The organism is Mesorhizobium sp. M1B.F.Ca.ET.045.04.1.1 (assembly GCF_003952465.1).
GTDB lineage: Bacteria > Pseudomonadota > Alphaproteobacteria > Rhizobiales > Rhizobiaceae > Mesorhizobium > Mesorhizobium shonense.
In genome coordinates, this window is the sequence record NZ_CP034448.1 from 5,441,149 (window position 1) to 5,464,399 (window position 23,251).

Genomic DNA, 23,251 nt, shown 5'->3' on the forward strand with positions numbered 1-23,251 from the left:
AATGCGCCATATCACGACGACATTAGCCGCGCTGTTCTGGCTGTCGCTGGCCGCGAGCGCCAATGCCGATATGTTGGTCGGCGTCGCCGCGCCGCTCTCCGGGCCGTCGGCGATCCTCGGCAAGCAGATCGAGGCAGGAAGCGGGCTGGCGGCGGAGGCCCAAGGCATCACGGTCAATACCGTCGACGACGCCTGCACCGCCGACGGCGGCGCGGCGGCCGCCAGGCAATTCTGGGACAGTCCCGTCACGTCCCCGGATTGCTCGCCGAAACCGTGACCGAAGGCGCGCCAAGAACCCGGGCTGGCCGGTTCCTACCGGCTTCGGGCCGCGGCGGCGACGGCGAGCGCAATCCGTGGCCACGATCCTCACCCGGCTTGCAAAACACTGTCGCCCATTGATCCGATGACGGACCATTATATGGGCCGGACGAGGTCGCCAGACCCTTCCGCACGGCCGGCCCCCCGAACAGGCGGCCGCTGAAGCCAGGGTACTTCAGTCGACACCCATTACTCTGGCCGCCAGCTGCGTCAACCAGATCGGCCGTGATCGGCCGTTTGAAGCTTTGCGGCTTCCTCAAAGCGGACACAATGAGCTCCAGTTCCTCAAGTTGGTTGCGTGACACCGGTCGCAAAGCGGGTTCGACCGCCGTTACCTCACTCCAATTCAATTGTCCCCTCAATGCCGATCTTCTTCGCAGGGAAGGAACCTTGATCCAATCCGCGAAGGCCTGGGCGGCAGCGGATGGGATTGAAAGCCGAGGAAGTAGAAGGTGGAAAGCATGACGGACGACTGGCCTGGCGTTGACGGGTTGAATGAGCGTCCCGTTCGCGAGGAATCTCTGAACCAGCGGCGGACCGATCAAGGCAAATCCCTGACCTTCGAGCGCGGCCTGAACCAGGTTCGTATAGGAATTCACGGTTATTCCGGCCTTCGCTCGTGCCAGATCGAGGCCGTGAACGCGTAGCCATGTCGACCACCTGGTATGTTCGTCATATGGACCCTCCAGGTGAATGAGCGGATAGGTCAGGAGTTCGGACGGCTCGAGCATCGTGCCCGCGGGCAGAAATGTGTTCGCGCAGGTAGGACTTATCTCTTGCCGAACAAGGAATGTCGTCTCGGCGTCATCAAACGGTGGGGAGCCGTATCGGATCGCGAGGTCCATGTTGTCCTCGAACTGCAAGTTGCTGTCGGAGACGATAAACCTCAGTTCGATGTCGGGGTGGATCGCCCTGAACTCACCGAGTCTCGGTGATAGCCAATAGGTCATGAAACCCGGCGTGGCGCCAACATTGACGACGTTGGTGTCGGAGCGCCGGCTGATTTCAAGCGTCGCGCGCAGCGCTCGTTCAAGGACCTCGGAGATGGCGCGGTGATACCTCTCTCCTGTCCTTGTCAACCGAACCGAGCGTTGCAGCCGTTCGAACAGCGGCACACCGAGAAATCTCTCCAGGGCATGAATCTGCTGGCTGACGGCGACGCGTGAAACATTCAGTTCCGACGCCGCTTTGGTAAAGCTGAGCTGACGTCCCGCGGCTTCGAAAGTTATAAGAAAATTGGGCGGCGGCAGCTGGTGGCGAAGTTTTTGCATAAAGCCCAGCTTACCCATTGCGTAGGAATTAAGCAACTTGCCAACTGTCCGCCGGGACGTAATCTGGCTTCTGCTTAATAAGCCGAAAAAACACCTGATCGCGCGCCGCGGGGAGGCAGCAATGCCGCTCGCCGCGAATGGTCAGGCACAACTTCGCCAAAGGGGAATGACATGAAATCTCTTCTTGCAGCAATCGGCATGATCGGCGCGAGCTTTTTGGCAGGCGCATCGCCCGCCAGCGCCGCCTGTGGCACTGTGACGATCACCGAAATGAACTGGGCCTCGGCCGCCGTGGTGACCGCCGTTTCGAGCTTCCTGATGGAGCAGGGTTACGGCTGCACGGTGAAGAAGGTGCCGACCTCGACGGTCCCGGCGCTTACTTCGCTTGCCGAAACGGGGCAGCCCGACATTCTGACAGAAGTCTGGCCCGGTGTCGCGGACATCTATTACAAGCTTGAGAAGGAGGGCAAGATCGTCAAGGTCGGCGATGTCCTCACCGACGGCGGCATCGATGCATGGTGGATTCCCGACTATCTCGCGGCGGCCCATCCCGAATTGAAGACGCTTGACGGGATCCTGGCAAACCCGAAGCTTGTGGGCGGCCGGTTCAACAACTGCCCTGTCGGCACGGGCTGCCGCCATTCGAACGACAACCTGGTCAAAGCTTTCGAACTCGAAAAGCACGGAATCGAGATTTTCAATCACGGGTCTCTTGAGACGCTCGCGACATCCATCGCATCGGCCTATGCGGCGAAGGAGCCCTGGTTCGGCTATTACTGGGCTCCGACCAGTGTTCTCGGCAAGTACAAGATGGTCCAAGTCGACATGGGACCTGTCGATAAGGACAAAGCCAAATGCAACGCTACCGCCGATTGCGCGACTCCGGGCAAGACCGGGTGGCCCAAGGCCACGGTCATGACCACGATGTCGAAGGATTTCCACGACAAGAACCCCGAACTGGTTGCTCTCATGAGCAAGGTAAGCTTCAACAACGACACCATGAACGAGCTTCTCGCCTGGCAGGAAGAGAATAAGGCCACCGCCGACGAAACCGCCGTGCACTTCCTGACAAAATACAAAGACGTTTGGCCGAATTGGCTGTCGGAAGACGCCAAAGCGAAGGTCACCGCTGTCGTGCAGTAACGTTCTGGGTCGCGGGCATATATGTCCGCGACCCATGTCGTTCTTCTTTGGTTTTCGAGATGACTTCGCGCGTCAATCGACGCCAGATGGAAGGCACTCATGGCTTTTTACGACGGACTATTCAATCAGCTCGGACTTCGTGGGTGGTGCGACGCCTCGGATTCCGCAGGGCCGATGAGCATTGCCGAACTGCTCAAGAAGAGCAAGGAAGCCAATGCGGGCGGGCACTCTGCGGCGAACGTCCCGTTCCCTTCGCTCGACGCGCTGCATGACGCCTGTCGCGCCGTGCCGCGCACCAGGGAACTCACTACCGGCATCGAGAACAGCTTCCTCCACGTGCGGGTCGCGTTGAAGACGGTGCTCGATCCTCTGACGCAACCGCTATCATGGCTCCTGGATTTCTCGCTCAAGGTCGTCGAAGTCGTTCCTTGGTGGGTGCTGGTGATCGCGCTCCTGTTACTTGTATATTTCGCGTCAAGGTCATGGTCCATCCTTTCTCTGGTGGCCGCAACGCTGTTCATTCTTGGTTTAACCGACCATCTCCATTATGCGCTCCAAACGATGGCGATCGTCTTTACGTGTACGTTCATCTGTATCCTTGTTGGCATACCTGTCGGCATCATGATGGCTAAGAGCAATCGACTTGAGAGCTTTAGCCTTCCCATCCTCGATATGCTTCAGACGCTTCCTTCGTTCGTTTACCTCATTCCCCTGATCTTCCTCTTCTCGGTCACCGAGTCGAAGCTCTACGGAATCGCTATCATCCTTTATGCCGTCGTTCCGGTAATCCGGCTCACGAACCTCGGCATCCGTATGGTCGACGGTAACGTCGGCGAAGCCGCGGATGCCTTTGGCATGGACCGCTGGCAGAAGCTGGCGAAGGTGGAGATGCCGCTGGCGCTTCCGAGCATAATGGCGGGCGTCAATCAAACAATCATGATGGCGCTTTCGATGGTCGTGATCGCATCCCTGGTGTCGGCTCCGGGACTTGGCGTCCTCGTCCTGCGCGGCATTAACAACCTCGAACTCGGCGTCGGACTGGTCGCGGGCCTCGGCATCGTACTCTTGGCCATCAATTTCGACAGGGTGAGCAAGGCCTCGATGTCGCGCGTCAACAGTACACTCCAGCTGCGGGGAGAAGGCCGTTGACCGAACAGCCGAAGATTTCCATCCGGAACCTGTACAAGATATTCGGTCCCGATCCGCGTTCTATGATCGCGAAAGTGCACGGCGGGATGGACAAGACCGAGCTGCTTGGCAAGCACGGCCACGTCATCGGGCTTCAGGACATAAACGTCGACATACGCAGCGGCGACATCACCGTGATCATGGGCCTTTCCGGTTCGGGAAAGTCGACGTTGATCCGCCATCTGAACGGCCTCATCAAGCCTACCGCCGGCGAAATCCTCCTCGACGGCATCAATGTGGCGGGCCTCACCGGCGCGGCGCTCCGGGAGCTGCGCCGGTTTCGGATGTCGATGGTGTTCCAGAGCTTCGCTCTGATGCCGCATATGCGCGTTCTGCAGAACGTCGAGATGGCGCAACGCGTCAGAGGCGACAGCGCAGCGGATGCCCATAATAACGCGATCAAATGGCTGGAGCGGCTCGGTCTCAAGGGCTTTGAGAACCACTATCCGCACCAGCTCTCCGGCGGCATGCAGCAACGCGTGGGCATCGCGAGAGCGCTGGCCTCCAATTCCGACGTCATGCTTATGGACGAGGCGTTTTCGGCGCTTGATCCGCTGATGCGGACGGACATGCAGAGCCTTTTGCTCGAACTTCAGGAGGAGCTTTCCAAGACGATCGTCTTCATCACCCACGACCTGGATGAAGCCCTCAGGATCGCGGATCACCTGGTAATCCTGAAAGACGGCGTGGTCGTCCAACAGGGTGAGCCGCAGAGCATCATCCTCAATCCGGCCGACGCCTACATCGAGAAGTTCGTGAACGACATAAATCGCGCACGCGTGCTCCGCGCCGAGTCCGTGATGGTGCCGGGTATCATCGTCGAATCCGGCACGTCGGGGCAGGTCGATGTGGACGACAATCTCGAAACAGTCATGGCGCGTTCGCAAGGCGATCTCACCTGCACCTTCGTGGTCGTCAGGGGCGGCATTCCGGCCGGGTTGATAAAAATGCAGGACGTCTTCGCGGCACTGGTCCCCCGGCATGCCGTGCCGCCTGCGGCCGCAATGGCAATCAAAGAGGCACGGACATCTTGAAACATCTCGACCATTTCTACATCGACGGTCGCTTCGTTCCGGCGAGAGACAGGCCACAGAGGGTCGTCATCAACCCGGCGACGGAAGAACCGGCCGGGAGTATCGCAATGGGCACCGCGAAGGACGTGGATACCGCGGTGGTGGCTGCCAGGAAGGCCTTCGGCACTTATGGTTGTTCGACGCGCGAGGAGCGCCTGGAGATGCTTCGGCGCGTGCTTGCGCTGTTCGATGAGCGTGCCGAGGAGTTTGCGCAACTGACGACACTCGAGATGGGCGCGCCGATCACATTTGCGCGGCAGGCCCAGATCGCCGGATCGAGGGCGCACATCGCCGACACCATTCGCATTCTCGAACACTATGAATTCGAGCGGCTGGCTGGCCGGACGCTGTTGGCATTTGAACCGGTCGGCGTCTGCGCCCTCATCACGCCGTGGAACTTCCCGGTGCTCCAGATCGTCACGAAAGTCATGCCTGCGCTGGCGACCGGGTGCACGATCGTGTTGAAACCGAGCGAGTACGCGCCGATCAGTCCCATGCTGTTCGCCGAAGTGCTCCACGATGCCTGCGTGCCGCCCGGCGTCTTCAATCTGATCAACGGAGACGGGGCAACGGTCGGCGAAGCGTTGTCGAGCCATCCGGATGTCGACATGGTGTCATTCACCGGGTCCACCCGTGCAGGCGTTCAAGTCGCTAAGAACGCAGCCGATACCGTCAAGCGCGTCCATCAGGAACTCGGCGGAAATTCCGCCAACATCGTGATGCCGGATGTCGACCTGGAACTGGCCGTAACAAGGGGAGTTCTCGGTGCCTACCGCAACGCGGGCCAGTCATGCACCGCGCCGACACGGATGCTTGTGCCTCGGCAACTGCACGAGGAGGCGATTGGGATCGCGAAACAGGCGGCCGAATCCGTGGTTATCGGTGACGTGAACGACGAAGCTACAATGCTCGGGCCGGTGATGAACGAGCGGCAGTTCGAGCGCGTCAATTCTCTGATCGAATCCGCGGTCCAAGAAGGCGCTATCCTCGTCACCGGAGGGCCTGGCAGGCCATCGTCGCTGAATCGGGGATTTTTCGTGAAGCCGACGGTGTTCGGCCATGTGACGAAAGGGATGACCGTGGCTCGGGAGGAGATGTTCGGGCCGGTCGTCAGCCTCATCCCGTATGACAGCATCGATGAGGCGATCGAGATCGCCAACGACACTCCTTACGGGCTAGCCGCTTATCTGCAGTCGAAGGATCTGGGCGCGGCCAAACGCGTCGCGTCGAAGCTTCGCGCTGGACAGGTGATGATCAATCACCCTGCTTGGGATGCGTCCGCGCCGTTCGGAGGCTTCAAGCAGTCGGGCAACGGCCGCGAATGCGGGGAATTCGGTTTCGAGGCATTCCTCGAGGTCAAGGCGATCGGCGGACTCCATGAAGGCTGAGCCAACCCGCTCCAGCAATCGAGCTCAGCGCACCGCCGCGACAAGCGTTCCCACGGCCGTCGCGATCCGCTGACGCAGTCCCTCCGTCGGTTCGTTCTCCGGCCCGAAATCGTGGTCGAGGGCATAGACGGACCCGGCCGCCACGTTCGCCCGAAAGAAGGCAAACAGCGGTCGAAACTGGTGGTCGATCATCAACTCGTGGCTCGGCGCCTTGGCGGTCGCGGCGACCAGGACCGGCCGCCCGCGAAGCGCGTTCATGTCCAGCACATCGAACAGATGCTTGAGCAGCCCTGTGTAGGATGCCTTGTACACGGGTGAGCCGACCACGAGCGCATCACATGTTTCGATCGCCGTCCAAATTTCGTCGATTTCGCGCGGCGCCTGTTTCCTGCCGAAGGTGGCGCCAAGCGACGGTCCAGCGTCCACCAGATCGAAGACCCGGGAGTCCCAATTCAATTCTCTCGCGGCCGCTTCGACAATCGTCTCCACCATGCTGCGGGTCTTCGAAGGACGGCTGAAATTGCCGCTGATGCCGACTATGGTTGCCATGGAGCCAGCCTCCTCTTCTGCTGTGTGTCGAGTACGTTACAGGCCGCCAGGTAGACCCGTGCGCTCCGCGGCAATGGACCAGCCGACGAGCGTTCAGTCATACCATGCGTCCCAAAGATGCGCGCGATCCAGCCCGTCCGAGAGAAGGAACGTAGGCGCTTCGTGGACGCTGCGCTCGCATCCGCTGCGGGGAGACGCCGTGGAATGCTTTGTAGCACTTGGCGAAATGGGATCCCGAGACAAAGCCACATGCTACGGCCACGTCGATGATGGCCATGTTTGATTGCAGAAGCATCAGCCGTGCTCGATCCAGCCGAAGCTCGAGAAAGTAGCGTGAGGGAGATGTCGCGAGCTCTCTGGCGAAAAGGCGCTCCATCTGCCGGCGGGAAAGCTTGATGTGCCTCGCCACCGCCGCGATATCCGTCTGATCAGCGATACCGTCCTCCATGAACTGAACGGCCGACAGCACAAGCGGGTTGACGCTGCCCAATGTTCTCAACGGGCCGGGCTGCCGTTCAAACGGCTCCCTTATGCGGTCGACAATTGCCTGTTCGCATATCGCCAACGCCACCCGTCGGCCGCAGTCCTTTTCAATGAAATGGAGCATCATGTCGAAGGAGGCCGTCCCGCCAACGCAGGTATGGATGTCGTCGTCGCTTTCGACGAGGCCGCTGCCGACAATGACAGACGGAAACGTCTCTCTGAAGATTGGAAGGTTCTCCCAGTGGATGGTGCAACGCCTCCCAGCCAACATTCCCGCATCCGCGAGGATGTGCGCACCAGTACAGATTCCCGCCACGGAGATGCCGAAATTCCGGCTTTGGCGCAGCCATCCCGCGACGGATTTGTCCACCGCACGCTCGACGTGCCATCCCGTGCAGACCACGATCATATTCGGCCGCTCTGCTCGTGTGCTCGAGCGCTCCGCAGCAACAGAGCGATCAGGTGAGACCGACAGTCCGCAACTGGATCGCACGGGGTCACCGTCCACGCTGACGATCCGCCATCGATAGACTTCTTCCCCCATGACCGCATTCGCCAAACGCAACGCTTCGATGGCGGATGTAAACGCAAGCATGGTGAATTCGGGCACGATGTAGAAAACGAAGGTCTTTGACACGGGCTCTTTGGTCATTGTCAGATCACTCGAAACTGCAGCGGCGGTCATGCTTACGCGCCCAGTCACCCATCATGCCGTCGCGTAGGCGGCTTGTTTCTGAAGGATCAGATCGGCGCCTTTCTCGCCGATCGCCATGCTGATGGCATTGAGATTGCAGCTCGGTATCTGCGGGATGATGGAGGAATCGACGACGCGCAGGCCCTCCACGCCGATGACCTTCAGATCCGGTGTCACGACGGCCATGGGGTCGATGCCCATCTTGCAAGTGCCGCACGGATGGTAGCTGCCGCTCGCGTTCTCGCGCATATAGGCGATCCATTCGTCGTCAGTCTGGACGTCCTTGCCCGGTTTGAACTCGCCGGTGACGTATGGCGCGAACGCCTTCGAGTTCAGCGCGGCGCGGGCGATCCTGCCGCCGGCCATCAAGGTCTCGATGTCGTAGCGATCGCTCAGGAGGTTCAGCTGGATCTTGGGTTGCTCGTATGGATCGGAAGAGCGCAGTTCGAGAAAGCCCCGGCTTCGTGAACTGTTGACGTTGGGCTGGAGGTTGATCGCGGCCTCCTTCTGCATCTCAATGCCATCATGGGTGTAGTTCGCCGAAAAAGCCCCGAAATGATACTGGATGTCGGGATATTCGAGCTCTGGCCTGGTCCGGATGAGGCCGACGCCCGTATAGGTGTAGGTGGCGTAACCCGAGCGGTCGAAAAGGAACTGTACGCCGTATTTCAGCTTTCCCAACAGGTTGAATTCCTGGTTTGCGGTCTTGATGTTGACGTAGGCCTTCACCTGCGTGCTGGCGTGCTCCTGGAGATTTCGGCCCACGCCGGGGCTGTCGTGCAGCACGTCGATGCCGTGCGCCCGCAACTGCTCCTGCGGACCGATGCCCGACAGCATCAGAAGTTTCGGCGAGTTGACCGCGCTCGCGGACAGGACGATCTCGCCGACGCACCGCTCAACCTGCGTCTTGCCACCGGCATCGAACTCGACGCCTGAGGCGCGACGTCCGTCGAATAAGATCCTGCGCACCACCGCGCCCGTCACGATCCTCAGGTTAGGCCGCTTCTTGATCGGATCCAGGTAGCCTCTGGCGGCGCTGAAGCGGGTTCCCATGTGCTGGGTGACATGAATGATAGCAGCGCCGTCCGTGGGTTCGGCGTTGTAGGCGGGGTTGTGTGGATAGCCGAGCTCTTTCATTGCTTCGACGAAGACGTAGGCAAGCTTGGGAGGCTTGCGCACGGCGCTGACGACGACCGGGCCGTCCTTGCCGTAGATACCGGTCACGCCGTCCCGGTTGCCTTCGACCTTCCTGAAGTAGGGCAGGATTTCGTCATAGGACCAGCCCCGGTTCCCCATCTGCGCCCAATGGTCGTAATCGCCGCGGTTTCCACGGACATAGAACATGGCGTTGATCGAGCTGGAACCGCCGAGTCCCTTGCCGCGGGGCATCATGTCCCGCCGGTTGTTGCGCGTTGGGTCCGGCTCGGTCATGAATTTCCAGTTGGTGCGTTCGTCGGCCATCGCCTTGAAGGCCAACGCGGGCATGATGATGTTCAATCGCTTGTCGCTGCCGCCGGCCTCCAGCAACAGCACTTTCGTGGCTGGGTCAGCGCTCAGCCTGTTGGCGAGCACGCAGCCTGCCGATCCGGCGCCTATGACGATGTAGTCCCAGTTCATCATTTCGCCGGTCTGTTCTGGGCAATCAGCTTCGAGAGAGTTCGCAGCGTAGCGCGAAGGTCCGCCTCCGGTATGCCCTCAAGCTGATCTTTCTGGAAATTCTGCCAACGCGTCCGGATCGCCTCGCGCCGATGCCGCCCGGCTTCGGTGAGAACCAACTGGCCATCCGCCGAACTGACGAGCATCCCGCGCTCGACAAGCGTGGCCAAGGCGTCCTCCGTGTCCCGTTGCCCGAGATATGTCGCCCGCGCCACCTGGTCCGTCTTCAGGCCCGGCATGTCGTACACGCAGGCGATCACCCGGGCCACCGAGATATCGAGACCTTCGGCATGGCGGTGCTCGTCGAAAACGGCCGAAAGGAGATGGTGCGCTTCGAATATCTGAGGAATGATCGTTCCCTCGGTAGCTGTCTCGGGCGTGAAGCGGCCGACCTCAGGCGCAGGCGAAACCTCCGGATGGGAATAGGCGACGCTGTACTGGCCCTGGGCGAAAAGCAGCGGCTCCCCGTCGAAACGACTGGCGCGGCGTACGAGACCGATCAGGATCGTATGGTCGCCGCCTTCGACCTGCGCGTAGGTTTCGCACTCAAAGTGCGCCAGACAACCGTGAAGCAAGGGGGAGCCGAACTCCCCAGGCGACCATGAGGTATCCGCGAACTTGTCCTCGACCTTGCTGGAGAAATGTCTGGAGACATTCATCTGTGTCGAGGCGAGGATGTTTACGGCAAAGCGCTTGCCGTTCGTGAATAGCGGATGGCTGCGTGAAGCGCGGCTTATGGACCAAAGCACCAGCGGCGGATCGAGCGACACGGAAGCAAAGGAGTTGACGGTCACTGCGGCCCGCTGATCCTCCATCTCCGCGGTGATGATCGCAATGCCCGTCCCGTAAAGGCCAAGGCATCTGCGAAAGAGACGGCTATCGTTCACTGGATCGCCCGCCTCGATCGGCTGGCGAGCGGTGTCCCTAGCAGAGAGCGTGTCTCGACCGGCGTTCGTTTGCATATCCGATACTCGTTCGATCAAATTTAACTGGCGAGACGCCTGTCGGCGGAAGCCGTGGTCGCGTAGCGGCTGGCGGGAACGGGGAGGCCGAGATTCTCGCGAAGGGTTCGCCCTTCATACTCGTCGCGGAATCGGCCGCGTCTGCGCAGTTTGGGCAGCACGAGCTCGACAAAGTCGTTGATGCCGTGTGGGAGAAGAGATGGCGTTATGTTGAAGCCATCGGCGGCGCCTTGCTCGAACCAGGACTCCATCTCGTCGACGACGTCGGCCGCGGTTCCCACGACGGTCTTGTGCTCCTGGGCCATGCCGATCTTTTTGTAGAGCTGGCGTATTGTCAGGCCCTGCTTCTGGGCGAGGTCGTAATACATCTGAGCGCTGCTCTTGAGTCCGACCTTGTCAAGGTCTGGCTTCGGCACCGGGCCGTCCATCGGCAGATGCGAAAGATCGCCGAACGAGCGGTAGAGCATCGAAAGGCCAACGATCGGATCGATGAGCGCCTCGAGCTGTTCGTATTTCTCTTGCGCTTCCTCGCGGGTGCGGCCGACGATGGGCGTAAGGCCGAGCATCATCAGGAGATCGCTCTTCTTGCGGCCGAAGTGTTCCAACCGGTCCTTCACCGAAGAATAGTAGTCCTGAGCGGACTTGAGGTCGTTCTTGGCCATGAAGACGATGTCACAGTACTCGGCCGCGATCTGCTGACCAGGCTCCGATACGCCAGCCTGGACCAGGATCGGCCGACCCTGCGGCGAGCGTCGAACGCTCAACGGCCCGCGGACGGAGAAATGCTTGCCCACATGGTCGAGGACATGCATCTTTTTTTCGTCGTAGAAGACCCCGGATTCCTTGTCGAGAAGGAACGCGTCCTCGTCCCAACTGTCCCAGAGACCGGTAACTACCTCAACGAATTCGTGCGCGCGCTCGTAGCGGGTGTCGTAATCGAGCTGCTTGCTCATCGAGAAGTTCCAGGCCTCCTGATCCGACCAGGAGGTCACCACGTTCCAGGCCGCGCGGCCGCCGCTGATCTGGTCGAGCGAGCCGTATTTGCGCGCGATGTGATAGGGCTCGTTGTAGGTTGTCGAAGCCGTGGCTACCAAGCCGATGTTGCGGGTAAGAGGGGCCAAGGCTGAAAGGAGCGTCAACGGCTCCAGTTCCACGTTGTGGCGCGATCTGCACATCGATCCCTTGGGCTTGTCGTCTAACCGGACCCCTATACCGTCCGCCAGGAACAGCATGTCGAACTTGGCGCGTTCGGCTGTCTGCGCCACTTCCAGAAACGACTGGAAGAGAGAGGCGCCATCCGCCGGTACATCCGGATGCCGCCATGAGCCGACATGGTATCCCATGTACCGCATGGAGAGCCCCAGCTTCATCTGCTTCTTGCTCATAAGAAAACCCTCCGTTGGCATGCGCGGCGGCGGCGATCTAACCACCGCCGACCCCTGGGGACATGGTCTTGTTGGGGGCAACGTCCGACTTCGGCCGGACATTGTAAACGCCGAAAAAACTGCCGTTGTTGTTAAGCGGAGCTTACGCTAGCGATGGGCTGAGGTTCTAGAAAATGTGAGGAAAATGCTACTCGCCAGACTTCTCGACCATTGCACCAAGTCAAGTGGGCGCTGGAACAAGAGGTAGCGCCGCTTTCGACGCCAATCCAGCCAGCCTGAAATGTCGCTTTTCGGCATACCACAGCGCAAAGCCGACAGACCGCTTGCGGCCCCACTCAAGGCATTCGCCATGTTGTAGCCAAGCGTCGGCAATTGGCGCTCGATGCCCTTTCGGCTCCAGCGAGCATTCCGCCCCGCCTAATTAGCCGCACCATCAGGCGGCTATTTCCACCGGCAGGCCGGCGGCCTTCCATTCCGGCATGCCGTCCTCGAGGCGGCGCGCGGAATGGCCAAGCGAGCGCAGCGCGGCCACCGCCTCGAAGGACATCACGCACCACGGACCGCGGCAGTAGGCGACGATTTGCCGGTCTGGAGCCGCGTTGGCCGACCAGGTCTTGATTTCGCCAAGCGGAACATTGATCGCGCCGGGCACATGGCCGAGCGCGAACTCGTCCGGCGGGCGGACGTCGATCAGCGTCACCAGGCCGTCGCGCATGAGTGCCTGGAGTTCGTCACGTCCGACGGGCCGCATTTGGTCTCGCGCGTCGAAATAGCCGCGCACGATGCGATCGACTTCGGCGAGCTGCCGCTCGGCAACGGCGCGCACCGAAGCGAAGGCGGCGAGCACGCTCTCGTCCGCGAGTGCGTAATGGACGAATTTGCCGTCGCGTTCGGCCGAAACGATGCCGGCGCGACGCAGCGCCTGCAGATGCTGTGAGATGTTGGCGACAGGCTGGCCGAGCTTGACCGCCAGCGCTTCGACGCTGCGCGCGCCCTGCGCCAGATGCTCGATCATTTCCAGGCGCAGCGGATTGCCGAGCGCCTTGGCGACGATCGCAAACTGTTCGTAAAGCGCCTGCTTCGGATTGCGGATTGACATGGGCCTTTCAACGACGCATCGTCATTCAATATAATGATTGAATGACAGTTTCGGCCTGCCGTCAAGCCAGTGGCTCGCCAAGCGCAGTTGCCCCGTTCGGAGGAAAGGCGATGATTCTCAGGCAGTTCCTGCATACCGACCCGGTTGCCGCCTCCTATCTGTTCGGCTGCGGCGGCAAGGCTTCCGCGGCCGTCGTCGATCCGGTTGGCGACATCGCGCCCTATGTCGAAGCTGCAGATGCCACGGGCATGCGCATCCTCTACGTCGTCGACACGCATATCCACGCCGACCATATCTCGGCCGGGCGCGCGCTCGCGGAGGCGACGGGCGCCGAATACGTGCTCTTCGAGGGCGCCGAGACCGGCTTCCCGTTCCGCCGCGTGAAAGACGGCGAGGTGCTGGAACTCGGCAACGTCACGGCGACCGTGATCCACACGCCCGGCCACACGCCGGAGCATTTGAGCCTTCTGGTCACCGACCGGACGCGGTCGATCGAACCCTGGTTCGTGCTCACCGGGCATACGCTGATGGTCGGAGATCTCGGCCGCACCGAGCTCGCCTCGAGCGCCGAGGACGGCGCGCGTGCGCTCTATGCCAGCGCGCGCCGGTTGAAGGAATTGCCCGACCACATCGAGGTGCTGCCAGGCGCCTATTCGGGTTCGGTCTGCGGCCGGTCGCTCAGCGGCAAGCCGACGTCGACGATCGGCTTCGAGCGGCGCTTCAACAAGGCGTTCCGCATCGAGGACGAGGATCAGTTCGTCGCAGCCATGACCGCCGACATCCCTGCCCCGCCACCGGACGCCGCCCGCACCCGGGCCGCGAATGCCGGAGCTCGGTCTTGAGCGCATCCGCGCCCGCCGTTGCGCTCGGCCTGAAGGCCAACTGGAAGCAGTTTTCGCTTTTGGTGCTGATCAACGCCTTTGTCGGCGGCATGGTCGGCATCGAGCGGACAGTCGTGCCGCTGATCGGCGCGGAGGAATTCGGCGTCGCCTCCACCACGCTCGTCGTCTCCTTCATCGTCAGCTTCGGCGTGGTCAAGGCCTGCGCCAACCTCGTCTCCGGCCAGCTTGCCGACACATGGGGCCGCAAGCGCGTGCTGATCCTGGGCTGGCTGTTCGGCCTGCCGGTGCCCTTCATCATCATCTGGGCACCGAGCTGGGGCTGGATCGTCGCCGCCAACGCGCTGCTCGGCATCAACCAGGGGCTCGCCTGGTCGATGACGGTGATCATGAAGGTCGATCTGGTCGGGCCGAAATCGCGCGGGCTCGCCGTCGGCCTCAACGAATTCGCCGGCTATCTCGCGGTAGGCGTCACCGCGTTCCTGACCGGCTACCTGGCGAACCGCTACGGGCTGCGCCCGGTGCCGATCTACCTCGGCGTCGGCTATGCGGTCCTGGGTGCCGCGCTGTCGATCCTGCTCGTGCGCGACACGCGCGAGCATGTGCGGCTGGAACTGGCGAACCACGCGAAGCAGGCGTCGCCGCTCAGTTTCCGCGAGATCTTCTTGCTGACCTCCCTCAGTGACCGCAATTTGTTCGCCGCCTCGCAGGCCGGCCTGGTGAACAATCTGAACGACGGCATGAGCTGGGGCCTCTTCCCGCTCTTCTTCGTCGCCAACGGGCTCGGCGTCGAGCGGATCGGCATCCTCAAGGCGGTCTACCCCGCGGTCTGGGGCATCTTGCAGGTTGCGACCGGGCCATTGAGCGACCGGTGGGGCCGCAAGGGCCTGATCGTCGCCGGCATGTGGGTGCAGGCGGCAGGGCTTCTCACTACCGCCATGACGCGCGATTTCGGCTGGTGGCTGCTGGCGAGCCTGCTGCTCGGCCTCGGCACAGCGATGGTCTATCCGAGCCTGATCGCGGCGGTATCGGACGCCTCGCATCCTTCCTGGCGGGCGCGCTCGCTCAGCGTCTACCGTTTCTGGCGCGATCTCGGCTATGCGGTGGGCGCGCTGTCGGCGGGTCTCATCGCCGACTTCTTCGGTTTCGTCGCGGCGATCGCGGCGATTGCGGCGCTGACCTTTCTCTCCGGCGCGATCGTGGCTGTGGCGATGCGGGAGACAACAGCGTTAACGCCGGCACGAAGCGACGGCTAGCGGTGAAAGCCTGACGCTTGATATCCGCGCAGAAGAGTCCGCCTTTGCTCGCGCCACGGCACGAGTTGATCCGGATGAGGCTTTACAACCCGCTGACAGAGGGCAGCAAGGCCATGGCCAGTCTTCCTGAAAACTCTCGTTCTCGCGGGGCATTTGAGGTATCCTTGTCCCCTTAAAAGCATGCTGCGTCCTCCGGCTTGCCGTGGGGAGGTGCCAAATGCGCAGGCTCCTGCTTTTCATTGCGCCACTGCTTGCATATTTCCCGATTGAATTGCGCGCCGCCGCCATTCACGACGCCGCGAAGAACGGCGATGTCGCGGCGATCACGGCAGCGCTCGACGCAGGTGCCGGCGTCGATGAGAGCGATGGAGACGCAACGCCGCTCTATTTTGCGGTCATGATGGGCCACATCGAAGCGGCAAAACTGCTCATAGAACGTGGTGCGGACGTCAACGCCCCGACGACTTGGGGTCGCCCGCTGATGGCGGCTATGGGGAAAGGCAAGATCGATCTGTTAAATCTGTTGCTGGAGCGGGGCGCAGATCCAAATTCGGACCGTGACGGCGAATCCGCCCTTCATGTCGCCGTCATTCTCGGTTGTCTCGACTGCGTGAAGGCACTGGTCGTGGCCGGCGCGGACGTGAATGCGAAGACAAATGGCGGCAAGACACCGCTCCATCTGGCAAAACGCCGGGGGCAACGCGAAGTTGCCGACTATCTGATGTCGCACGGCGTCGTCTCGCCAACACCAGCCCCGATCTCGATGAAGTTGGCTTCTGCCGATGTCGAGAAAGGCCGAACCTACTTCACCCGTGTGTGTCACGGTTGCCACAATGCCGAGCCACAGGGAGCGAACAAAACGGGACCGAACTTGTGGGGCGTCGTCGGCCGCGACAAGGCATCTATGGCAGATATGCGTTACTCTGACGCCTTGCTGAGCTGGGAAGGCGTATGGTCGTACGAGGACCTGAACAGATATCTCTTCGGGCCCATGCTCACCAGGCCGGGCGTCTCCATGGAGATTCCGGGTGTCCCGGACGAGACCGAACGGGTCAACCTGATCGCCTACTTGCGCACACTCAGTGACAAGCCGATCCCGCTACCTTGAATCGATAATCTCTTCCGCAACTACTGCACGGGCCTGCGTCGTCGCCGCGTTTACGATATCCGAAGCTTCATGCTGCTAGAGATGCGCCTGTCCGATACTATGGCGCAGGTGAATTTCCTCGAGATCGTTCATGAGCAGCCCGATGCGCATGCCGTGGGTGGACACGGCGAAAGGTCTTTCCATCATCCTGGTGGTGATGATGTATTCGGCCTACAACACCGGTGAATACACCGGCGGCGTTGGCTTCCTGCATTATGTCATCGGCTTCGCGACGCCGTTCCGCATGCCGGAGTTCTTTCTCATCTCAGGCCTGTTCCTGTCGCAGGTGATCGACCGGCCGTGGCGGCGCTATATCGACCGGCGCGTCGTCCACTATCTCTATTTCTACGTGCTGTGGGCGGTGATCTCGATCGGGCTGAAGATCGGCATCTTCAGCCGCGATCCCGCCGGTATGCTGCACGATCTCGCAATGGCCGTCGTCCAGCCCTATGGCGTGCTGTGGTTCATCTACATGCTGGCGGTGTTCGGCCTCGTCGCGCGCGTCCTGCGTGAGCTTGGCGTGCCGCACTGGATCGTCATCGCGGCCGCCGCAGCGCTGCAGATGTGGGCGCCGCATTCGCAGAGTTACGCCCTCACGCAATTCGCCGCCTATTTCGTGTTCTTCTATCTCGGCTTCGTCCTCGCGCCTCTGGTGTTCCGTCTCGTCGAATGGACGCAAAATCGACCGGCGATCGCCGTTGCGGGCCTGGCCGCGTGGGCGATCGTCAATGGCCTGCTCGTCTATTCGCCGGGTTATGCCGTTCAGCCGGTCGGCATGCAAATGGGCCTGGCGGCATGGCCGCCGCTGCATCTTACGCTTGCCGTCGCCGGAGCGGTGGCGCTCTGCGTCGCCGGCGGCTTCCTGTCGAAATTCGCCTCGATGGAATGGCTGCGCTGGCTGGGCGAGCATTCGCTGGTCGTCTATGTCGCCTTCACCATCCCGATGTCGATCTTCCGCGGTCTCGCCCTTGCAAGCGGCCTGGTGACCGACACTGGCTGGCTCAGCCTCGCGGTGCTGCTCGTCTCGGTCGTCAGCCCGGTCATTCTCTATTTCATCGTCAAGCGCACCGGCTTCGGAAACTTCCTGTTCGAGCGGCCGGCCTGGGCGCATATCGACAGGTCGAGCGCTGCGAAGGTCTCCGAAAAGGCCATGGTCCGGCCAGCGCGCGAGGCGGCCTGATCGGGCCGCATGCTTAAGGCTATCCGTTACTTGCCAGCGTCGGACCCCGGCCGGCGCACGGCCTTGATCTTGCCGCTGCTGCCGCCACCGCAGAAGAAGCAGCCGCCACCATCGGATTCCAGTCCCGACACGCCAGAGGGCATCGCCACCTCCTGCAGCACGTCGCCCGTTTCGGGATCGATGCGCAGCAGATCACCCTCCTCGCCTTCCCAGGTGGCATGCCAGAGCTCGCCATCGACCCAAGTGACACCAGTGACGACGCGTTTCGACTCGATGGTGCGGATCACCTTGCCGGTTTCAGGATCGATCTGGTGGATCTTGTGCGCCCTGTATTCGCCGATCCAGAGCGAACCTTCGGCCCAGGCCATGCCTGAATCGCCGCCATTGCCCGGGGCGGGAATGGTGGCGACGACCTTACCGGTCTTCGGGTCGACCTTGTGGATGCGGTCCTCGGCAATCTGGTAGAGGTGCTCGCCGTCGAAGGCAGTCCCGGCATGCGAGGCGACGTCGATCGATCGCACGATCGCGCCGCTCTCCGGGTCAAGCGCCTTCAGCTTGTCGCCGGTAGCGAACCAGACATTCTTGCCGTCATAGGTGACGCCATTGACGCGCTCGGCGTCTGGAAAGGGGCCATATTCGCGCAGGATCTCGGCAGCGGTTCGTTTCATTTTCGATCTCCATTTGAACAATGGCCGCAGACTAGTCGCTCGGCAGCGGACCCGGGAGTAACAAGACAGTCGGGAATCCGGTCATCGGCGGCGTCATCCAGCGGCGCGCCCTGCCGCGGCCGACTGCCTGGACCTTATTTGCCGTCGAAAGCTCTTCGAGCGCCCGCTGCACGGTGCGCGCGCTGGCGCCGAGCGCGATCGCAAGCGCCGAGCTCGACCACGACTCGCCGTCGGCCAGGAAAGCGAGCACCGCCCCATGCTCCTCCTCGACAGGCGGCGCCAGCACCACGACCTCGGCGGCATTCAGCGGCAAAAGCGCGAAGCCGGCGACCGTCGCGTTGATCTCAGCGAGGGCGCCAAGTTCGGCACGCAGCCGTCCCATCTCGACCCTGAGCCGCGCACGGTGCGATTCATCGGCATGCCTGGCCCGGAAGGCGCGCCTCAGCAGCACCTCGCGCGACGCATCGGCCGGCCAGGCCTCGGCGAGCGCGCGCGCCAGCGCGAACAGCACCGGCCGGGTCGCCAGCGAAACGATCGTATCGGCCTGCCGCACGACATTGCGGCAGGCATCGATGACGAGCGTGCCGGATTCGAGCAGCGCCTCGACCTCGTCGAGTTGGAGCGGCGTCTCCAAACCCTTCGATACGAGCCGCGCGACCGGCACGTTCAAAACCAGCGAAGCGGTTTCGACTTCCGCCCTCAGCGCCGGGATGTTGGCTTCGTAGGCCGCGAGCGCCGCCCGGCCGAGCGCGGCCCGCGCGGCCTTCGTCCTCAGGCGTCGAACCGCAATGCCCGCGGCGGCGAGCTCATGCGCGACGCGCGCGACCGGCGGCAGCGGTGCCGGATCGAAGCCGGCAAGCAGGCGCTCGGCCTCGTCGAGGCGACCGATCAGGATCAGGCGTCGCGCTTCGAGGCTGCCGGCATAGGCCGCGTTGACCCGGTCGCCATGTCCTTGAAGCGTCGTTCTTGCGGCTCGCAAAGCCTTCTCCGACCAGCCGAGATCGCGTGAGACCAGCGCGATCTCGGTTTCGGCGACGACGCAGCGGGCGCGCGCCACCGCTTCCTTCGGGCTGAAGGCGCGGGCGGCGCTCTTCAGCAGCGCCTTGGCCTTGGCGAAGTCGCCGAGCTGTGCCATGGCGATGCCGCGCAGCGCCAGCGCCGGCGCGTCATCACGCAGCGCGACGCGCTTCAAGGCTCCGAGCGGGTCGCCCGATGCCAACGCCCGGCCGGCGGCATTGATCAGCGAGTCCATGCAATGCCCGCCTCAATGTCCGCTTCTGGGCCCGCTTCTAGGCCCGCCGGATCAAATCGCGTCACACTTGTAACTCTCACCATCGCGCCGTCCGGCCCTATGTCTGTCCGCGTCACCCTCAACCAACCGAGAGAATGGGACAAGAGCAATGACCCAGCAAATGCACACACCACCGGTCGTTTCGCCAGAAGCCTGGGAAGGCGCGTATGATGAGATGCTCGTGAAGGAAAAAGCCCTCACCCGCGCTCGTGACGCTTTAGCCGCCGAACGCCGCCGCATGCCGTGGATGCTTGTCGAGAAGGACTATGTGTTCGAAGGCCCGAACGGCAAGGCGAGCCTGCTCGACCTGTTCGAAGGCCGCCGGCAGCTGATCATCTACCGCGCCTTCTTCGAGCCCGGCGTCTATGGCTGGCCGGAGCACGCCTGCCGCGGCTGCTCGCTCGGCGCCGACCAGGTCGGCAACCTCGCCCATCTCAACGCCCGCGACACCACACTCGCCTACGCCTCGCGCGCGCCGCAGGCCGACATCCAGCGGCTGAAGCAGCGGATGGACTGGAAGATGCCCTGGTACACCATCACCGACAGCTGGGATAAGGATTTCGGCGTCGACGAATGGCACGGCCACAACGTCTTCATCCACGACGGCGACCGCATCTTCCGCACCTATTTCGTCAACAACCGCGGCGACGAGGCGTTTGGCACCGTGTGGAGCTATCTCGATGTCACGCCGCTCGGCCGCCAGGAGGTATGGGAGGATTCGCCCAAGGGCTATCCGCAGACCCAGACCTACAAGTGGTGGAACTGGCACGACAATTACGAAGAGGGTGCCGCCCCCGACCAGAGATGGGTCGAGGTTTCGGACGCCGGCGAAGCGGCGTTCCGCAACAAGGACGCCTGAGCGCGAAGCGACTCCGGCGGCGCCAACCGCGCCGCCGGAGCCGATTTTTCCACGAGCCTTGAAAGCCCGCCCAGTTGGAATGGTGGATGAGATGAGCACCGAAAACCCGGACCTTGCCATCGAAGCGGCGGACTCCCCTCGCCCCTCCGGCCCGAGCGGCTTCGGCCTCGCCGACTGGCTCTGCCTCGCGGCGGCGCCGACCTTCGCGGTCATGGCGTTGCTCACCGCTGCCTATGGCGGCCAGGACATGATGTGCATGTCCGGGCCCGGAGCCTCCATGCTCAGCGGCATGGTGCCGATGTATCTGCTGATGGCCGCGTTCCACCTGGCGCCGTGGTTGCGGCTGGCGGCGAGGCGGGCGTGAGATTTGTCTACGAGCCCCCGTTCGCCGCCGCGCTGGGATATTTCGTGCTAGCCGCATTGGTGACGACCGGCTTCGGTTTCTTCGAAAGGCGGCTAGCGCCGCGGTATTGAGCATCGCCGGTCCGGCATCGCCTGTTTCGGCTTTGGATCAAGAACTGACGTCGCAGCGGTTCAATCCAGATGTCCGCTTTCGGGCGAAGCGCACCTTCACCCTGCGTCCGACATGAAGGCGCATGGCCGCCCCCACTGCCTTGGGGCCGGAATCAGAAGCGGTTGAGCAGGTCACGAGGAATATCCTACGAAATCCTCTGCACGACAGGCGGCCGGAGCCATGCGCTCGATCGAATGACCAGCCACTTGACGCGACTGCAAACGGGGGCATGCTCGGCGGGCGTGGCCTGCTTCCCGACCCGACGGAGTCACATCATGCAGTGGTCCTACCCGATCCTCCGTGTCGGCGGCACCGAGATCCGCATCCACCTGACTTTCCTGCTACTGCTCGCCTGGATAGGCATCGCCTATTTCCAGGAGGGTGGAACCTCGGCTGCGATCAAGGGGGTCGGCTTCATCGGCGCAGTGTTCGCCTGCGTGGTATTGCATGAGCTCGGCCACGCCGCTGCCGCTAGTCGCTACGGCATCCGAACTCCCAAGATCACGCTCTTGCCGATCGGCGGCGTCGCGGAGCTGGAACGCCTACCCGAGAAGCCGTCGGAAGAGATCGTCGTGGCGCTCGCCGGCCCGCTGGTCAATGTCGTCATTGCCTTTCTCCTCGTCGCGCTCGGGACCACCGTCGGTCTCGACGCGCTGACGTCGATGGATAACCCGCATGTCGCGTTCGTGGCTCGCCTCGCCGCCGTCAACATCTGGCTGGTCCTGTTCAACCTCATTCCGGCCTTTCCGATGGATGGCGGGCGCGTGCTGCGCGCCTTGCTCGCCACGCGCTACAACCGCGTGCGCGCGACGGAGATTGCAGGGACTGTTGGCCAGTTCGCCGCCTTCGCCTTCGGCTTCATCGGTCTCGTCGCCGGCAACGTGCTGCTCATATTCGTTGCGATCTTCGTCTACCTCGCTGCCACTGCGGAAACCCAGGCGATGGGGCTCGAGGCAGCGGCGCGTGCCGTTAACGTCCGTGACGTCATGATCAGCCGGTTCGAAAGCCTGCCGGCGACCGCGACTCTCGACGAGGCGGCACAGGCCCTGTTGCGCACGACGCAACACGAGTTCCCGATCGTCGACGGTGACGGCAAGCTGCGCGGCGTGCTGACGCGTGACGGGCTCGTCGCCGGCCTGCAGCAGCGCGGCGGTCAGACCCCTGTGATCGAGGCAATGGCCGCAAATATCCCGGTGGTGCACGACTATGAGAAGCTCATCAAGGCGCTCGAACCCCTGAAGAAGGGAGCTGCACCTGCCGTCGGCGTGGTGGATGCCAAGGGCCGTTTGGTCGGCTACATCATCATCGAAAACATCGGCGAGCTCATGCTGCTGCGCAGCGCCGTCGCAAGCTGACAGATCTCGGCCGGGCCGCGGTGTGTGGATATACGGCTAGCGCATGAGATTGCACATGCGCTGGCTTCCGCAGGGGCGGCTCGACGCTGGATATTCTCTCGCGAGATGGCGCGGGCTGAAGGTCCCGCGAGTTTTGGGCTTTTGCGGGCAAGGCTGATTGACGCCGCCTTCTCGGTCTTGCGGCGTTTGAACTAAGGACCGCGTAGTTTTGCCCTGGTACCGTCTCGCGGCCTGTCGACCTTCAGCCATTTCCACACTGCCTTTTGTGCGAATTTCGAAGCACAAAGGGCGAACATGGAGTAGCGGCTTATGTGTTTTCGCCGTCAACGGCTCTGGCTCGGTTCTGCAACTCCGATCGCCCGAGACCCTTAAGGTCCCTGATCATAGCGCGGATCGCGGCATTCGCTACGTCCAGCGCCGGTTTGTCGACTCCGTGCCTCTACGCCGTTCCGGGAGTTCGCGTGCTCCTTTCGTCCAGAGACACTGATCCGCAGGCCGGACGTTACCCCGGCGGCTATCCATTCTGGCCAGCCGGCGCGCGTCGCCGGGCGATCGTTGGCGTGGCCTAGAGCGGCTTCACCAGGAGCGGAACGCCCCTCTGCGGACCGGATGCATGTAGCGATGAAACACCCAGCGACAACCAGTTCCGTTCGCCGCCGCCCGTTTTTGAACTTGCTCGCGATGCCGGCAGGTAGGATTGCGGCGCCGAAGGTCCTGTGATGGCGCAACCATGACCTACAGTGTTGTCGCAGACGATGTTCGCTTTTCGGGCGGCGGCAAAGCCTATCTCGACTACCGAGATGGGCGCGAAGCGGGCGTGCAGCGCGCCCAGGAAATCCGCGAGTATCAGAAGCTGTTCAACAATGTCAGCTCCACTGCCCAGAACGGACATACCGCACCTACTTTCTCGCTCCGGACCGAACCCGCTGCGTG

The 23,251-nt window shown here is 62.4% G+C and carries 22 protein-coding genes; 12 read left to right on the plus strand and 10 right to left on the minus strand.

Annotated features, from left to right (window positions below; genetic code table 11):
* Position 1: 1 nt before the first annotated feature.
* The gene (locus EJ071_RS26940; protein ID WP_245459974.1) at positions 2 to 277 is read left to right on the plus strand and encodes a hypothetical protein; all 276 of its coding nucleotides are present in this window, start codon (positions 2 to 4) and stop codon (positions 275 to 277) included.
* Here the strand turns inward: EJ071_RS26940 and EJ071_RS26945 are convergent.
* Positions 246 to 1,625, minus strand: coding sequence for a LysR substrate-binding domain-containing protein (locus EJ071_RS26945; RefSeq protein ID WP_126100572.1), 1,380 nt, complete (start codon positions 1,623 to 1,625; stop codon positions 246 to 248). The genes EJ071_RS26940 and EJ071_RS26945 overlap by 32 nt on opposite strands.
* A 135-nt stretch (positions 1,626 to 1,760) precedes the next feature.
* On the opposite strand from EJ071_RS26945, the gene EJ071_RS26950 reads away from it, so the two are divergent.
* The 4 genes from EJ071_RS26950 (at position 1,761) to EJ071_RS26965 (ending at position 6,381) form a co-directional block, all read left to right on the plus strand.
* Positions 1,761 to 2,732, plus strand: coding sequence for an ABC transporter substrate-binding protein (locus tag EJ071_RS26950; RefSeq protein WP_126099999.1), 972 nt, complete (start codon positions 1,761 to 1,763; stop codon positions 2,730 to 2,732).
* A 99-nt stretch (positions 2,733 to 2,831) separates the two neighbouring features.
* On the plus strand, positions 2,832 to 3,881 hold the full coding sequence (locus EJ071_RS26955; protein WP_126100573.1) for an ABC transporter permease subunit: 1,050 nt from the start codon (positions 2,832 to 2,834) through the stop codon (positions 3,879 to 3,881).
* The gene (locus EJ071_RS26960; protein WP_126100574.1) at positions 3,878 to 4,954 is read left to right on the plus strand and encodes an ATP-binding cassette domain-containing protein; all 1,077 of its coding nucleotides are present in this window, start codon (positions 3,878 to 3,880) and stop codon (positions 4,952 to 4,954) included. Before EJ071_RS26955 ends, EJ071_RS26960 begins: the two co-directional genes overlap by 4 nt.
* Entirely contained in the window at positions 4,951 to 6,381 is a 1,431-nt protein-coding gene (locus EJ071_RS26965; protein ID WP_126100575.1) for an aldehyde dehydrogenase family protein, read from the plus strand. The genes EJ071_RS26960 and EJ071_RS26965 overlap by 4 nt, the downstream gene beginning before the upstream one ends.
* Before the next feature lie 24 nt (positions 6,382 to 6,405).
* On the opposite strand, the gene EJ071_RS26970 is transcribed toward EJ071_RS26965, so the two are convergent.
* The 6 genes from EJ071_RS26970 to EJ071_RS26995 all read right to left on the minus strand — a co-directional run bounded on the left by EJ071_RS26970 (position 6,406) and on the right by EJ071_RS26995 (position 13,209).
* Positions 6,406 to 6,930: an NAD(P)H-dependent oxidoreductase gene (locus EJ071_RS26970; RefSeq protein WP_126100576.1), complete on the minus strand. Its 525-nt coding sequence runs from the start codon at positions 6,928 to 6,930 to the stop codon at positions 6,406 to 6,408.
* Between the two features lie 97 nt (positions 6,931 to 7,027).
* Positions 7,028 to 8,098, minus strand: coding sequence for a GlxA family transcriptional regulator (locus tag EJ071_RS26975; RefSeq protein WP_245459975.1), 1,071 nt, complete (start codon positions 8,096 to 8,098; stop codon positions 7,028 to 7,030).
* Between the two features lie 21 nt (positions 8,099 to 8,119).
* Positions 8,120 to 9,727 carry a GMC family oxidoreductase N-terminal domain-containing protein gene (locus EJ071_RS26980; protein ID WP_245459976.1) on the minus strand — a complete coding sequence of 536 codons (1,608 nt, stop codon included), beginning with the start codon at positions 9,725 to 9,727 and terminating at the stop codon, positions 8,120 to 8,122.
* On the minus strand, positions 9,724 to 10,746 hold the full coding sequence (locus tag EJ071_RS26985) for a flavin reductase (protein WP_245459977.1): 1,023 nt from the start codon (positions 10,744 to 10,746) through the stop codon (positions 9,724 to 9,726). The genes EJ071_RS26980 and EJ071_RS26985 overlap by 4 nt, the downstream gene beginning before the upstream one ends.
* 2 nt (positions 10,747 to 10,748) lie before the next feature.
* Positions 10,749 to 12,110, minus strand: coding sequence for an LLM class flavin-dependent oxidoreductase (locus EJ071_RS26990; RefSeq protein ID WP_126100577.1), 1,362 nt, complete (start codon positions 12,108 to 12,110; stop codon positions 10,749 to 10,751).
* Positions 12,111 to 12,543: 433 nt separating this feature from the next.
* Positions 12,544 to 13,209 carry a metalloregulator ArsR/SmtB family transcription factor gene (locus EJ071_RS26995; RefSeq protein WP_126100578.1) on the minus strand — a complete coding sequence of 222 codons (666 nt, stop codon included), beginning with the start codon at positions 13,207 to 13,209 and terminating at the stop codon, positions 12,544 to 12,546.
* Between the two features lie 110 nt (positions 13,210 to 13,319).
* Between EJ071_RS26995 and EJ071_RS27000 the strand changes: the two genes are divergently transcribed.
* From EJ071_RS27000 to EJ071_RS27015, 4 genes are all read left to right on the plus strand, one after another.
* Positions 13,320 to 14,051: an MBL fold metallo-hydrolase gene (locus EJ071_RS27000; RefSeq protein WP_126100579.1), complete on the plus strand. Its 732-nt coding sequence runs from the start codon at positions 13,320 to 13,322 to the stop codon at positions 14,049 to 14,051.
* Positions 14,048 to 15,304, plus strand: coding sequence for an MFS transporter (locus EJ071_RS27005; protein ID WP_126100580.1), 1,257 nt, complete (start codon positions 14,048 to 14,050; stop codon positions 15,302 to 15,304). Before EJ071_RS27000 ends, EJ071_RS27005 begins: the two co-directional genes overlap by 4 nt.
* A gap of 217 nt (positions 15,305 to 15,521) precedes the next feature.
* Entirely contained in the window at positions 15,522 to 16,412 is an 891-nt protein-coding gene (locus EJ071_RS27010) for an ankyrin repeat domain-containing protein (protein ID WP_126100581.1), read from the plus strand.
* A gap of 130 nt (positions 16,413 to 16,542) precedes the next feature.
* Positions 16,543 to 17,631: an acyltransferase family protein gene (locus tag EJ071_RS27015; RefSeq protein ID WP_126100582.1), complete on the plus strand. Its 1,089-nt coding sequence runs from the start codon at positions 16,543 to 16,545 to the stop codon at positions 17,629 to 17,631.
* A 26-nt stretch (positions 17,632 to 17,657) separates the two neighbouring features.
* On the opposite strand, the gene EJ071_RS27020 is transcribed toward EJ071_RS27015, so the two are convergent.
* Positions 17,658 to 18,299, minus strand: a complete 642-nt coding sequence (locus tag EJ071_RS27020; protein WP_126100583.1) for a DUF5074 domain-containing protein — start codon at positions 18,297 to 18,299, stop codon at positions 17,658 to 17,660.
* A 31-nt stretch (positions 18,300 to 18,330) separates the two neighbouring features.
* Entirely contained in the window at positions 18,331 to 19,551 is a 1,221-nt protein-coding gene (locus EJ071_RS27025; RefSeq protein WP_126100584.1) for a helix-turn-helix domain-containing protein, read from the minus strand.
* Between the two features lie 148 nt (positions 19,552 to 19,699).
* On the opposite strand from EJ071_RS27025, the gene EJ071_RS27030 reads away from it, so the two are divergent.
* The 3 genes from EJ071_RS27030 to EJ071_RS27040 all read left to right on the plus strand — a co-directional run bounded on the left by EJ071_RS27030 (position 19,700) and on the right by EJ071_RS27040 (position 22,318).
* The gene (locus tag EJ071_RS27030) at positions 19,700 to 20,449 is read left to right on the plus strand and encodes a DUF899 family protein (RefSeq protein ID WP_126100585.1); all 750 of its coding nucleotides are present in this window, start codon (positions 19,700 to 19,702) and stop codon (positions 20,447 to 20,449) included.
* Between the two features lie 79 nt (positions 20,450 to 20,528).
* On the plus strand, positions 20,529 to 20,813 hold the full coding sequence (locus tag EJ071_RS27035; protein WP_245459978.1) for a hypothetical protein: 285 nt from the start codon (positions 20,529 to 20,531) through the stop codon (positions 20,811 to 20,813).
* A 425-nt stretch (positions 20,814 to 21,238) separates the two neighbouring features.
* Positions 21,239 to 22,318 carry a site-2 protease family protein gene (locus tag EJ071_RS27040; protein WP_126100586.1) on the plus strand — a complete coding sequence of 360 codons (1,080 nt, stop codon included), beginning with the start codon at positions 21,239 to 21,241 and terminating at the stop codon, positions 22,316 to 22,318.
* 565 nt (positions 22,319 to 22,883) lie between these two features.
* Here the strand turns inward: EJ071_RS27040 and EJ071_RS27045 are convergent.
* A complete protein-coding gene (locus EJ071_RS27045; RefSeq protein ID WP_126100587.1) occupies positions 22,884 to 23,210 on the minus strand; it encodes a hypothetical protein in 327 nt (108 codons plus the stop codon).
* Between the last annotated feature and the right edge of the window lie 41 nt (positions 23,211 to 23,251).

Coding starts and splice junctions, on each gene's coding strand:
- EJ071_RS26950 (WP_126099999.1), top strand. CDS start 1,761: ATGAAATCTCTTCTTGCAGCAATCGGCATGATCGGCGCGAGCTTTTTG.
- EJ071_RS26990 (WP_126100577.1), bottom strand. CDS start 12,110: ATGAGCAAGAAGCAGATGAAGCTGGGGCTCTCCATGCGGTACATGGGA.
- EJ071_RS26940 (WP_245459974.1), top strand. CDS start 2: ATGCGCCATATCACGACGACATTAGCCGCGCTGTTCTGGCTGTCGCTG.
- EJ071_RS27015 (WP_126100582.1), top strand. CDS start 16,543: ATGAGCAGCCCGATGCGCATGCCGTGGGTGGACACGGCGAAAGGTCTT.
- EJ071_RS27030 (WP_126100585.1), top strand. CDS start 19,700: ATGACCCAGCAAATGCACACACCACCGGTCGTTTCGCCAGAAGCCTGG.
- EJ071_RS27025 (WP_126100584.1), bottom strand. CDS start 19,551: ATGGACTCGCTGATCAATGCCGCCGGCCGGGCGTTGGCATCGGGCGAC.
- EJ071_RS26970 (WP_126100576.1), bottom strand. CDS start 6,930: ATGGCAACCATAGTCGGCATCAGCGGCAATTTCAGCCGTCCTTCGAAG.
- EJ071_RS26975 (WP_245459975.1), bottom strand. CDS start 8,098: ATGACCGCCGCTGCAGTTTCGAGTGATCTGACAATGACCAAAGAGCCC.
- EJ071_RS27045 (WP_126100587.1), bottom strand. CDS start 23,210: ATGTCCGTTCTGGGCAGTGGAGCTGACATTGTTGAACAGCTTCTGATA.
- EJ071_RS27035 (WP_245459978.1), top strand. CDS start 20,529: ATGGTGGATGAGATGAGCACCGAAAACCCGGACCTTGCCATCGAAGCG.
- EJ071_RS27000 (WP_126100579.1), top strand. CDS start 13,320: ATGATTCTCAGGCAGTTCCTGCATACCGACCCGGTTGCCGCCTCCTAT.
- EJ071_RS27020 (WP_126100583.1), bottom strand. CDS start 18,299: ATGAAACGAACCGCTGCCGAGATCCTGCGCGAATATGGCCCCTTTCCA.
- EJ071_RS26995 (WP_126100578.1), bottom strand. CDS start 13,209: ATGTCAATCCGCAATCCGAAGCAGGCGCTTTACGAACAGTTTGCGATC.
- EJ071_RS26955 (WP_126100573.1), top strand. CDS start 2,832: ATGGCTTTTTACGACGGACTATTCAATCAGCTCGGACTTCGTGGGTGG.
- EJ071_RS27040 (WP_126100586.1), top strand. CDS start 21,239: ATGCAGTGGTCCTACCCGATCCTCCGTGTCGGCGGCACCGAGATCCGC.
- EJ071_RS26980 (WP_245459976.1), bottom strand. CDS start 9,727: ATGATGAACTGGGACTACATCGTCATAGGCGCCGGATCGGCAGGCTGC.
- EJ071_RS27010 (WP_126100581.1), top strand. CDS start 15,522: ATGCGCAGGCTCCTGCTTTTCATTGCGCCACTGCTTGCATATTTCCCG.